Below are 11,775 nucleotides of genomic sequence, written 5' to 3'. Positions count from 1 at the left end.
CCGCACCGTTGACCGATCGGGGTTACGCGTAGCCGAGATTGAACCTGGGCGCTTGCGGAACGCCCCGCGCCGTCGACCCCTTGGCATCCCCGACGACGGGTTCACGTTCCGGCACGTTTGTGCGTCAACGGGCGCCGTCTGCGCCACCGGCGCGGAGCGGGTGACCGTGAACGGGCGCCGGTCAGCGCTCCAGCCACGGGTCGAGCCAGGAGGCGTGGGCCAGGTGGTTGAACCCGCTCTGCATGCGCGCCTCCAGTGTGAGCACCTTCACGCCGGTCACGTCGATGTCGAACCCGGCCGTGTCTCCGGGCGCGCCGACCCCGGCCGACTCCCACAACTGGCGGCCGTCGCCGTACACCGCGAACACGACCGGGCCGGACAGCGTGCCGATGCTGTCGCCGACCCCGGCCCACCCCTTGAACCGCTTGAACTCGCGCCCGGGCACGAAGCTGACCCGGCACGCGCCTTTCTCCGGCGGGTGCGTCGAGAACCCGTACCGGTACTCCTGGCCTTTGACGCGGATCGGCGTTTTCAGGTCGTCACCGCGCACCCCGACCCCGAGCTTCCACGGGCCGGCCTGGTAGTCGAACGGCGTCAGCGACGCGAGGTACGCTTTGGGACCGGTGTCCTTCGCCTTCGGGTCCACGTCGAACGGCGGCTTCGGCACGGCGACGGTGGGCGGGGGGCCTTTTTTCGGAGCCGGTTTCGGCTCCGACGGCTTCACCTTGGGCGGATCAACGGACGCGGGTCCGTTGCGCGGTTCGTTCTGCACTTGCTCGGGCGGGGGCAGCGGCTTGGGGGGCGGGGCGGGGACGAACCCCGCGGACGCAACTACGGCAAGCCCGAGGACGTACAGGAACACCGGGCGCAGCGTTTGGTCGAGATTGTTCAGCACATAGTACAGGCCGTAAAACGGAACAAACATACACATCAGCAGTGTTCCGATTCCGTCAGAGGCCGCGACGATCATCAGCCACACCCACCCGGTCATAAAACTGAGCAGGCCGGTGATGAGGGCCAGCGGCATCAGCACCGGCCGCGTTCCGCTGGCCACGGCCGCGATCAGGAGGAGCGCCAGCGGGAGCAGGCCGCCGCCGAGCCAGATGACGGCCGGGAGCCACGCGGGGATTCCGGCGGGGAGCTGGAAGGTGTTGGAGCGGTTGCGCTTCTTACCGAGGTCGGTGTACTCGCGTTCGTAGGGCCTGGGCATGGCTCACCGTTAGGCGTCAGTAAGAATCCAGTCGTTTCAAGTTCCAGGTTCCAAGTTCCAAGTGAAGTCACGAGCGACACGAACCGCCGGCGCTTTTGACGAGCGGGGTTCCGACTTGGAACCTGGAACTTGAAACGACTGGATTCTATTCGCACCAAGTATAGCCGCACGGTCGTTCCGGTCCAGGTTCGCTTCGGCCGCGGACGGGTTCGGGCGAGCCGATCCGGTGTTCTGACACCGAGGCGCGCCGGCGTCATTTTCGCTTGAACTCGATGCCGGCGAGCGTCAGCGATGTGGCCTTTCCGTCGCTCACGCCGAACCGCACCAGATCGCTCTCGAAGAACGCCCCGGTGATGCGGAACGTGTCGCGCTCGAAGTGCTCGAGCGGCAGCGAGAAGCTGCTGAACTTCGCCGTCAGCGCCCCGCCGGCGTGGGTCACGGTCGCGGGGCCGTAGGCCGGGTGTGAGTACGTGCCCGCGTAGCTCGCGAGCGGCAGCGCCGGCTTCGCGGACGGGTCGCGGGCGCGATCGCGGGCCGCCAGCGCCGCGCTCTTCGCCTCCGCCTCCTCCTCGGCAAGACGCGCGTAGTACGCGTTCCAGTCCTTCGACTTCAGGTCGCAGTACCGGTCGATCAGCGCGTTGGTCAGCGCGATCGGCAGCCGCGAGTCGTGCATGTTGCACAGCACCGCGAAGCCGAACTGGCGCTCCGGCACGAGCGTGAGCTGCACCCGGAACCCGTCGATCAGCCCGCCGTGGGCGACCACCTTCAGGCCGCGGTAGTCGCTGACCACCCAGCCCATGGCGTAGCTCACCTGCACCGTGTCCGGGAACAAGGCCTTCGCCGCACCTTCCAGGCGCATGAGGTTCTGCGGCGCGCGCGTCTCGACCAGTGGCTTTGAGGAGACGAGGCGCGTGCCGCTGGGCGCGACGCCGTCGGAGAGCTGAAACTCCAGCCACGCGGCCAGATCGCGGGCGGTCGCGTGGAGCGACCCGGACGGGTTCGGCTCGCGCATCTCGTACACCGGCGCGGCTTCCACCTTCCCGGCCTTGTTCAACCGGTGCCCGTGCGCGCGGTCCGCGTCTTTCGGGATCTCCGCGGTGGTGAACGCGACGTTTTTCATGCCGAGGGGCTCGGCGAGCCGCTCGCGGACGAGGACCGGCCACGTCTTCTTCCCGCACGCCTCCGCGACCCGCCCGGCGGCCATGAACGTGAGGCTGTTGTACCGGTACCCGCTGCGGAACGGGTAATCGAGGGGCAGCCGCGGCACCTGCTTCAGCATGTGGTCGATGCTCCATGGGGCGCGGTACCAGAGGAGGTCGTGGTTGCCCAGCCCGGTGCGGTGGGTGACGAGGTCGCGGACGGTCAGCAGCGCGGTGGCGTGCGGGTCGGAGAGCTTGAACCCGGGGAGGTGCTTGCTCACCAGGTCGTCCCAGCCGAGCTTGCCGTCGTCCACGAGCGCCGCCAGGAGGGCGGTCGTGAACTGCTTCGTGCAGGACGCGAGCGGGAACACCGTGTCCGCCGTGACCGGCTCGTCGCGCCCGAGCGCGCGGCGGCCGTACCCCTTCAGAACCAGAGTTTGGTCGCCGCGCAGCACCACGACCGCGGCTCCGGGCGCCTGGAACGCCTTGAGCGCGTCGCCCGCGAGCGCGTCGACGGCTTCCGGCGTGGGGTCGGCCGCCCGCACCGGCGCGAGGAGCAGCGGGAGCGCGGCGGCCGTGAGGAGCCAGTGCATGGGAGTGCTCGTGTGGAACCGGACCGCACCGATCGGCCGCGCCGGACGTACACCAGTGAGTGTGGGCACGGGTGCGCGGGGGAGTGCGATGGCTCGTCGGGTCACCATCATCGGTGCGGTGCTGCTGGTTGTTTTTGTAGCGGCGGTGCTGCTGCCGTTCATCGCGAAGGCGCGGCACCAGGCGAACGTCGCGGCGTCGCAGAACAACTTGCGCGAGCTGAGCCTGTTCGCCGCGCGGCCCGCGAACCCCGACCCCCGGCGCGCCCCCGCGAAGGGGTTCACGGAGGTGCCCGCGGGCACGGTGGTGGTGCCCGGCGTGCCGCCGGAGGAGCGGCTCAGTTGGGTCGTGACCATGCTCCCGGTGCTCGACCAGCGCAAAGTGAATTCGGCCCAACTGCTCGCCGCGCTCGACACCACGAAGCCGTGGAGCTTCGAGCCCAACCAGGCCGCCGGGCGCGTGCGCGTCCCGATGCTGCTGTGCCCCGAAAACCCGCCCGAGGTGCCGCCGGGGGCGGCGGCGGTCACGTCCTACGTGGGCATCGGCGGGCTGGGGGCCAGCGCGGCGGCGCTCCCGCTCGACGCGCCGCGGGCGGGCGCCGTGCGGTACGACGCCCCGACGCCGTTCGAGCGGATCACGGACGGGATCAGTCAGACGCTCCTGTTCGCGGAGACGCGCAACGATGTCGGCCCGTGGCTCCGCGGCGGCCCCGCGACGGTGCGCGGGCTGGACGACGCCCCGAGCGCGCCCCCGCTCGTGGGGGCCGGGGGGCAGTTCGGCGGGTACTTCTCGGGTACTGCGAACTTCGCGATGTGCGACGGCAGCGTCCGCACGTTCACCGCGGCGGTCGAGCCGCGGGTGCTGTTCGGCTTGAGTACCATCGCCGGGAAAGATACCGATCCGGCCATGATCGACTGATTCGCATCCGGTTGTAGAGTAACGTTCTTCTGTAACCGGCCTCTGTGAGGCCGGTGCGACACCACCCGTGTACCACCGGCCTCACACAGGCCGGCTACAGAAGACGGCCGGGATACCGATTAACCGGATCGTGCTCAGCGTTTCGCCAATCTTTTATTCAGCGCCAATCATAATCTCGGACAGGAAGTCTATCGGCATCGGCGTTTCTTTGGTGAGCGCGCCACGGAATGGTGAGGGCTCTTCACCGGGCGCGGGCACTTCGCCCGGAATGTGAAAAAACGCCGGGCGGTTTCTGGGGCACGGGGCACTTCATACAGCCAACCGGCGGGGGACCGCGAACGAGCACGCGGGCCGCCGGGATCGGAGCCGAGTTGAGGAGCCACCGATGACCGCCCCGAAACGTGTCGTGCCGCCCCGATTGATGCGCCTGGTCGCGGCGGCGCCAGTGTCCGATACCGACCTGCTCGCACAGTTCATCCGGTCGCAAGACGGGGCCGCGTTCGCGGCGCTCGTCGAGCGGCACGGGCCGATGGTCCTTCGCACCTGCCGGCGCACGCTCTGGGACGCCCACGCCGCGGAAGACGCCTTCCAGGCCACGTTCCTCGCACTGGTGCGCGGGGCGCACCGGGTTCGCAAAGCCGCGTCCGTCGCCTCCTGGCTCCACGGGACGGCGGTCCGCATCTCCCTTAAAGCGAAGGGGACCGCGGCCCGCGGCCCGCGCCCGTCCGACCCGTCAGCCGCCCGGTGCGAGCCCGACCCGCTCGCCGCGATGACCGGGCGGGAGTTGGTCTCCGCGGTTGACGAGGAACTGGTTCGCCTCCCGGAGCGATACCAGGTCGTGATCACCCTCTGCTGCCTGGAAGGGCTCTCGCAGGAAGAGGCCGCGCGGCGGCTGGGCTGCTCGGTGGCGTCGGTGAAGGGGCGGTTGGAACGCGGCCGGGAGCGGTTGCGCGCGCGGCTCGCGCGGCGGGGGCTCGCGCTCTCGGCAGGGTTGGGCGGCCTGCTCTTCGATTCGGCCCGCGCAGAGGTGCCGCCGCGATTGTTCGCGCGAGCGGCCGAACTCGCCGCGCCCGGTACTGCGTCGCCGAGCGTCGCGGCGCTGGCCGCGGCGGGCGCACCGGCCCACGCGACGTGGCCGGCTGTGGCGGTGGCGGTCGTGGTGCTCGCGGTTGGTGGCGCGGCCGCGCTGGGGTACGCCACCCCGCCCCGAACTCCGGAGCAACAGCCTGCCGAAGCCACGCGGCCCGCTGATGCACCGCTCGACGGGAGCCCGCGCCGTCAAAACTCGGGGCCGCCCGCAAAAACGGACCGCTACGGCGACCCGCTCCCCGCCGGCGCGCTCATGCGATTGGGAACGCTGCGCGGGGCCGCCACGGTGATGAGCTTTGGCGTCACCGCAGACGGGGCCGTGCTGACCGTAGGTGAAGAGGGCGATTTGCGGCTCTGGCAACCCGAAGCGGACACACCGGAACCCGCCGTGCGGCTACCGGTACGGGTGCCGGACGAATGGCACGGGCGCTTCCATTCGTACATCTCTTCCGACGCCAAGCGCGTTGCCTGTTGCGCACCCGAATCCGTGATCGTGTTCGAGCGCCGTGGGGAAAACGTTCCGGCCGAGATCGGGAAGTTCAAGTTCCCCCCCGTCGAATCGCTTGCCTTCGCTCCTGACAGCAAGAAGCTCGTTGTTGTCACAAGAAATCGCAAAGGTAACTCAGAGAGCATAAGAAACAAGGAGAAAAAAGAGAACGAATACGCGGTCCACGTGGCCGACATCCAGACGGGGCAGTCGCGTGCCCTCGTGACGGATCTCAGCTACATCCGAGAAGTTCGCTTCTCCGCGGACGGCCGGCGCGTGGCCGTCAACACGTTCGACGAGCTGTTGGTGTTCGATGTCGGTACCGGTAAGGAACTGGCCCGGTGGTCGGTCGACGGGTTCAAACTGGATCGCGTCGCCCTGAACACCACGGGCGACGTCGTCGCGGCACGGCTTTACAAGGAAGCGACGGAAGAACACCTCGACGTCCGGTTCTTTGAAGCGACGACCGGAAAGGCCCAGAAGGGGGCGGTCGGTACGGACGGCGGCGACTGGGTGACGTTCGCACCGGACGGGAAGACGGTTCTGATCGGCGACGCCCGCGGCGTTCGCTGGTGGGACCCGATCGCGGGGCGGTTACTCCGGCAGTTCGACGGAGCCAGCGGTGAGCTTTTGTACGGTGAGACGTCGGTCGCGCGGTTCACTCCGGACGGGAAGGTGCTCGTCGCGACGACCGGCCGGGTCTTGTTCCGGTGGGACGCGGCGACCGGGAAACCGCTGTTCGCCGGGGTTCACGCCGCCTCACTCTTCGGGAGTGTCCACGCGCTGGGCGTATCGGCCGACGGGACGCGCTACGCGACCAGCGCCGGCTCACGAATCCGGGTCTGGGATGCGGCGACCGGGAAACCCGTCGCGACCGTGCCCAGCGTCAACCAGTGGCCGCACAATCTGGAGTTCTCTCGCAACGGCAAAACGCTATTCGCGCCGGTCGGCGGTGAAATCGTGCAGTGGGACGCGGCCACGGGAACGGAACTCCGGCGGTTCGCGGTGGACCCGAAGGAGCCGCGCCAGGAGATGGTGATCGGGCTGCGGTTGTCGGACGACGATAAAACGCTGACCGGCGTCACACTCGGGCGGGTGAAGGGCACGCTCACTTCGGTGTTCACGACCTGGGACGCGCGGAGCGGTGGGCGGCAATTCACGAAGAAGTTGGACCCGTTCGACTGGAGCGCCGGACGCTGTTGCATCAACTTCTCACCTAACGCCCTCTACGCGTCGCTCTACGGGGATGTCTTCCTCACCGCGGACGGGCCGACGAAGGGACTGCTCCCGCCGCGCACGCTAGGGCCGGGCTTCGCCGCCGGCGCGTTCTCGGCGGACGGCGGCCGGATCGCCTTTACGTACATCGACGAGAGCGACCCGCGGGGCGTCATGCGCGGGGTGGTTTACGGCGTGGCCACCGGGGCCAAGTTGTGCGACCTGCCGGCCGGGTCCGGCGGGCGCGTGGCGCTGAACTCGGACGGCAGCGTTCTCGCGGCGGCCGGTCTCACCGATCTCACGTTCTGGGACACGAGCACCGGAAAGCTGCTCGCGCGGCACCGGTCGCCGCCGACCGAGAAGGGCGACACCATGTATTCGAATTCGTTCGCGGAGGTCATGCGCTTCACCGCCGACGGCACCAAGCTCATCACCGGCCACGCGGACACGACCGCGCTCGTGTGGCCGGTTCCCGCCGGGGCCGCGAAGTGACGGGGCGGCGCGGCTCAGAAGGCGCGGTAACAGACGGCAAAAACGAACAACCCGAACGCCGCGCCGGTGTAGACCGAAAGCCAGAAGTCCGCGCGCTCTTCGCAACTGTTCATGCGCGGAGTCTGGCCGATACGCTCGTACGAGTCAAGTGCGAGTGGCTCACGCGCCCCTTGTCGGACGTGTCGCGCCGTGCTAATTGAACTGGCTCGGAGCGCGGAGGAACCGTGGGCGCGGGCCGAATACCTGGAGCGGCTCCCCGGAAGCCGAGAACCCCGACGAGTTCAGATTCGAGCCAGGGGACCATCACTACCTGCCTGCCGCCCAGTTGCTACAGCCGAGTCGCGAACGGCTTGACTGCCCACGCGATCCGGGGTTCGTACTCGATCCGGACGACCCGCGGCGCACCAAGGCCACGGTGTTGGGTTGCACCTGCGGCATTACCCAATGCTGGTTCGTTCAGGTGCGTGTTACGTTGCTGCCGGAAGTGGTCGTCTGGTCCGAGTTCGGGCGGTTCCACCGGCCGCACTGGCACTACAACCTCGGCCCGTTTACTTTCGACCGTGAGCGGTACGAGACCCAGTTGGCTTCCGGTGTGGCCTTGGACACGGTCGTTTAGTCCGCGTGCCGTTGGCCGTTCGAGTTCCGGCAACCGGAGGTGCGGAAGGTATGTGGTATCTTGCGGAATTACTGTTCGCCGAACCGCCGCGCCCGGATCGCGCCGACTACCGCTGCGAAGCGTCGAACGTGGTGTTCGACGCCACAGACGCGACCGAGGCGTACCGCAAGGCCGTCGCATGGGGGCTGGCATACGCTGCCGAACCGCCGGCCGGGATGCGTCTGGTGGGCGTGTCACACCTGACCACAATCGGCCGCGAACTGGGCGACGGCACCGAGGTTTGCGGCCGGTTCTTCCAGGCGACGGGTGTGTGGGCGGCGGACGGCGGTCTGGTCCCGCCCCCGGGTCAACTCCGGGCCATCCAGTGGGAGCGGGGTCAGGACGTGCCGATCGGGGAGTTGCTCAGTCCCGATCAGATTACCCAACTGAGGCAAGTGTGGGCACGTGCCGCCGCGGATGCGGCACCGGACCCAACCACATGATTCGTTTCTTACTGCTCGCCACGTGCTGGAGTTGCGGCCGGATCAGCGAGCTTCAAATCCAGCGAGCAAAGGGTGAGGTCGCGCGACATGTTCTCACAGCGTCGGGTCTGGATCGTTGGGTGCGTCGTGGCCCTCACGACCTTGGCGTTCGCAGTGTCCTACGACCGGTGGGCACGCCAACGCGCCGTCTCGGACAGGTCCAGCGTCGGACCGACTTTCACTCTCGACGAACTGTGCCGAGACTCGCTCGCGGAGGGTTGGCGCGTCAAGTACACGCCCGACATGCCCGGCCCGTACCGGCGACGGCTGCCGGGGTTCCTGTACTACCACCCCGGTCCGAATGGCGCGTGTGTCGTCCGCGTGCGCGACACGTCCGGTGCTGTCGTACTGGAAGAGCAGACGAGGCCGGGGATCGATTTCCTCACCCTCGTTCTTGAAACGCCCGACGGGCAGCGCACGGAAGGGCTACTGGTGCGCGGTGAATGAGGGTTAACGACATCAAGGCTCGCCAGCCAATTCGTGTCGGTAGCTTCTTCCGGATAGGGCTGGGGACGTTTAGCTCGGCGAGGTTCTCGTGGCTAACGGTTTTCGTGTGCGGTGTGACGCGGTGAAATACCGCCAGGGTTTCGTTGAGGTGATCGGCCAAGTCCATCCGGGATTGGTCAACATCGAAACGTGGCAGGTCAGCGCGGCAGCTAACATTTCGGGGCTCGAACTGGAGAGCGAGCGACTGGTTGACGCTGACATCAGCGCGAACACCGAGTTGGAGCTAACTCCGGCACAAGCCCGGGCACTTGCCGTGGCGCTGACGGCCGCGGCGTATGCGGCCGACGGCGTGTCGTGACCGCATACGCGTGGAGCACAGACGTGCCGTAATCAGGATCGAAACCGGTCAAGAACGAACCGCTCGCCGTCGAGCAGAACGTCCGGGCCGCGCCGGGTCAGAGCCAGCACGCGGCGGTTACCGTCCGCGTCGTCGAGCCGCAGGGCCGGGCGCCCGTCCGTGCTGATAACGTCCCACGAGCCGACTTCGCGCTCGCGCCCGGTGCGGCTGGCGGACAGCCCGCCCACGCCGACCGTGACCTGCGTTTCCTTGACCCGCTCGTAAATCCCGTCGGTTCGGAACGTGTACCGCTCCTCGACCGTATACCCGCCCGCCCCGGGAGTGCTGCGGTAGGTGTCGGCGCCGACCATCACCGTTCCGGACAGCACGGAGGTCCAGCTTTCCATCGCCGGGCTCACGAAACTCACGTACCCGATGAGCCGCGCGCATTCGCGGCGCAACTCGGGTTCGGCGAGTCCCGCGTGGTTGAAGGGCGCGAGGAGGAATAGTTCGGCGGTGTCCGGGTTGCGGATCGCCCCGATGAACGGCACGTCCGAGTCGCGCCGGTTGAGTATCGTGGCCCCGTGCGTGCCGACCGGCCCGAGGGCGGCCATCAGTTCGTACAGGGACAGCAGGTCGCCGGCGGTGTCGTCGGCCGGGGACGCGCGGGTCACGCCTAGGCCGAACGTTCCGTGCGTCGGGCCGAACAGGTACGCGCCCGGTGCCGCCGCCAGACCGCAATCGGCCGGGGCGTCGATCAGCATCCGGAACTCGGGAATCCGCAGCACGGTTGCCTCCGAGAAACCGCGCCCGCGTGCCGGGCGCTCTGAGGTGCTGTTCGCCACCTTCAGTTTGCATATCGATCGCAAGGGATGCGGCGCGTTCGCCCGTGCCATCAGCTTGGTAGGGGGATGTTCTGACCGTGCCGAGGAGACCACACGCTTCCGACGTCAGAACGGGCCGCGGAATGGATGGGTGGTCGTGCGGCTTCGCTTCGACCCCTGTGGGCCTCGTGTTCACGAAGACCGGTTTTGACAGGATCGACAGGATTTACCGGATGAAGACCGAGCGATTGGAAATCCCGTTTAACCTGTCGATCCTGTCAAACTCTTTTGGGCTTCCCGATCGAGCCGTGCGCATCCAATGCGGATCCCGTTCCGCTATGCGTTCGTGTGGGTCGCACGCCGAGTGCCGCGAATCGTTTTTGCCGCTCGTTGGTCGCTTCCGCACCGAGGACCGAAAGCCACCCGGACGGTCTGAGTGTTCCCGACTCGGGCCGTGCTGTAACGGGGGTTACAGTGCCGATACTGGTGGATACCCGATGGGACCGGAACTGGACATTCGCTGCCGTTCGATTGGTCACGGACTACCCGCGAGCGGGTACGGAACTACCCACGAATCCCGCGTTCAGGCAACGGGTCAAGTGCCGAGGTTAACGGGTGCCGAGCCTGAGACGCCGGGCGATGCGTCACAAGATTTTGTCGTGATGATACTTGCGTCGATTTCAATCCGTAGGCGATTCCGCCCGGTCGGATGAGACGTTGGCGCCGATGGCTCTGCGAGGAGTGATTTGGACTTCCGGAAGTGCTGGGTAGTCGGAATACGGTGGGGAAATGCCCGATGCGCCGGTTACGCGGCTCGTTCTTCCTCACCCGTATCGCATGGAACGGGGGAACGGATCGGAGCCGTTTCGGGCCACGCTTGCGATCGGGACGACCGCGACTGCGGGTCGGGCGATCTCATAGAATTAGTGCCAGAAGACTCACGAGGGAGGGCGGGCCATCAGCAGCAGTTACAACCTCACCCACTTGAAGGTGCTGGAGGCGGAGAGCATCCACATCATCCGCGAGGTCGCTGCCGAGTTCGAGCGGCCCGTGATGCTGTACTCGATCGGCAAGGACTCGGCCGTGATGCTGCGGCTGGCGCAGAAGGCGTTCCACCCCGGCCGGCTGCCGTTCCCGCTGCTGCACGTCGACACGACCTGGAAGTTCCGGGCGATGATCGAGTTCCGCGACCGGTACTGCCGCGAGCAGGGGCTCGACCTGAAGGTCTGGACCAACCCGGAGGGGCTGGCCCAGAACATCAACCCGTTCGACCACGGCTCGAAGAAGCACACCGACGTGATGAAGACGGCGGCGCTGAAGCAGGCGCTGAACCACTACCAGTTCGACGCGGCGTTCGGCGGCGCCCGCCGGGACGAGGAGAAGAGCCGGGCCAAGGAGCGCGTGTACAGCTTCCGCGACCGCTTGCACCAGTGGGACCCGAAGAACCAGCGGCCGGAGCTGTGGAACCTGTACAACTGTAAGGTGAACAAGGGCGAGAGCATCCGCGCGTTCCCGCTGAGCAACTGGACCGAGCTGGACGTGTGGCAGTACATCCACCTGGAAAACATCCCGATCGTGCCGCTGTACTTCGCCGACGTGCGCCCGGTCGTGGAGCGCGACGGCACGCTCATCATGGTGGACGACGAGCGCATGCGGCTGCGGCCCGGCGAGGTGCCGATGATGAAGCGCGTGCGGTTCCGCACGCTGGGTTGCTACCCGCTCACCGGAGCGATCGAGAGCACCGCGACCACCCTGCCGGAGATCATCGAGGAGATGCTCCTGGCGAAGAACTCCGAGCGCCAGGGCCGGATGATCGACCACGACGAGTCGGGCTCGATGGAGCAGAAGAAGCGCGAGGGGTACTTCTGATGGCTGTTAGTTGTGAGAAG

General features: G+C 67.5%; 9 protein-coding genes and 1 pseudogene. 7 read left to right on the top strand and 3 right to left on the bottom strand.

The features are described from left to right. Positions 1-181: 181 nt before the first annotated feature. Both GobsT_RS29400 and GobsT_RS29395 read right to left on the bottom strand, forming a co-directional pair. Complete coding sequence (locus tag GobsT_RS29400; protein WP_010053317.1) at positions 182-1,210, bottom strand: NPCBM/NEW2 domain-containing protein; 1,029 nt, start codon at positions 1,208-1,210, stop codon at positions 182-184. A gap of 253 nt (positions 1,211-1,463) precedes the next feature. Then, complete coding sequence (locus tag GobsT_RS29395; protein ID WP_010040403.1) at positions 1,464-2,942, bottom strand: serine hydrolase; 1,479 nt, start codon at positions 2,940-2,942, stop codon at positions 1,464-1,466. An 88-nt stretch (positions 2,943-3,030) separates the two neighbouring features. Here GobsT_RS29395 and GobsT_RS29390 point away from each other — a divergent pair, with 88 nt between their 5' ends. From GobsT_RS29390 to GobsT_RS29370, 6 genes are all read left to right on the top strand, one after another. After that, complete coding sequence (locus GobsT_RS29390; protein WP_010040405.1) at positions 3,031-3,858, top strand: DUF1559 family PulG-like putative transporter; 828 nt, start codon at positions 3,031-3,033, stop codon at positions 3,856-3,858. A 385-nt stretch (positions 3,859-4,243) separates the two neighbouring features. Beyond that, complete coding sequence (locus GobsT_RS29385) at positions 4,244-7,141, top strand: sigma-70 family RNA polymerase sigma factor (RefSeq protein WP_010040407.1); 2,898 nt, start codon at positions 4,244-4,246, stop codon at positions 7,139-7,141. Positions 7,142-7,601: 460 nt separating this feature from the next. Next, positions 7,602-7,757, top strand: coding sequence for a hypothetical protein (locus tag GobsT_RS38255; RefSeq protein ID WP_157506735.1), 156 nt, complete (start codon positions 7,602-7,604; stop codon positions 7,755-7,757). 50 nt (positions 7,758-7,807) lie between these two features. Beyond that, on the top strand, positions 7,808-8,239 hold the full coding sequence (locus GobsT_RS29380; protein ID WP_010040412.1) for a hypothetical protein: 432 nt from the start codon (positions 7,808-7,810) through the stop codon (positions 8,237-8,239). A gap of 87 nt (positions 8,240-8,326) precedes the next feature. Continuing rightward, a complete protein-coding gene (locus GobsT_RS29375) occupies positions 8,327-8,725 on the top strand; it encodes a hypothetical protein (RefSeq protein ID WP_010040415.1) in 399 nt (132 codons plus the stop codon). Positions 8,726-8,846: 121 nt separating this feature from the next. Then, positions 8,847-9,083 (top strand): hypothetical protein, encoded by a 237-nt coding sequence (locus GobsT_RS29370; RefSeq protein WP_148087910.1) that lies wholly within the window; start codon positions 8,847-8,849, stop codon positions 9,081-9,083. A gap of 32 nt (positions 9,084-9,115) precedes the next feature. Here GobsT_RS29370 and GobsT_RS29365 read toward each other — a convergent pair whose 3' ends face one another. Continuing rightward, positions 9,116-9,850 (bottom strand): hypothetical protein, encoded by a 735-nt coding sequence (locus GobsT_RS29365; RefSeq protein ID WP_010040418.1) that lies wholly within the window; start codon positions 9,848-9,850, stop codon positions 9,116-9,118. Between the two features lie 987 nt (positions 9,851-10,837). On the opposite strand from GobsT_RS29365, the pseudogene cysD reads away from it, so the two are divergent. Then, positions 10,838-11,755, top strand: a pseudogene (gene cysD / locus GobsT_RS29360) (sulfate adenylyltransferase subunit CysD); the annotation flags it as partial. Positions 11,756-11,775: the final 20 nt, after the last annotated feature.

This window comes from Gemmata obscuriglobus (genome assembly GCF_008065095.1).
Taxonomy (GTDB): Bacteria; Planctomycetota; Planctomycetia; order Gemmatales; family Gemmataceae; genus Gemmata; species Gemmata obscuriglobus.
The sequence above is the reverse complement of the archived record's forward strand: the minus strand, read 5'-3'. Positions and strand labels throughout refer to the sequence as shown.

Coding starts and splice junctions, on each gene's coding strand:
- GobsT_RS29390 (WP_010040405.1), top strand. CDS start 3,031: ATGGCTCGTCGGGTCACCATCATCGGTGCGGTGCTGCTGGTTGTTTTT.
- GobsT_RS29380 (WP_010040412.1), top strand. CDS start 7,808: ATGTGGTATCTTGCGGAATTACTGTTCGCCGAACCGCCGCGCCCGGAT.
- GobsT_RS29400 (WP_010053317.1), bottom strand. CDS start 1,210: ATGCCCAGGCCCTACGAACGCGAGTACACCGACCTCGGTAAGAAGCGC.
- GobsT_RS29375 (WP_010040415.1), top strand. CDS start 8,327: ATGTTCTCACAGCGTCGGGTCTGGATCGTTGGGTGCGTCGTGGCCCTC.
- GobsT_RS29395 (WP_010040403.1), bottom strand. CDS start 2,942: ATGCACTGGCTCCTCACGGCCGCCGCGCTCCCGCTGCTCCTCGCGCCG.
- GobsT_RS29385 (WP_010040407.1), top strand. CDS start 4,244: ATGACCGCCCCGAAACGTGTCGTGCCGCCCCGATTGATGCGCCTGGTC.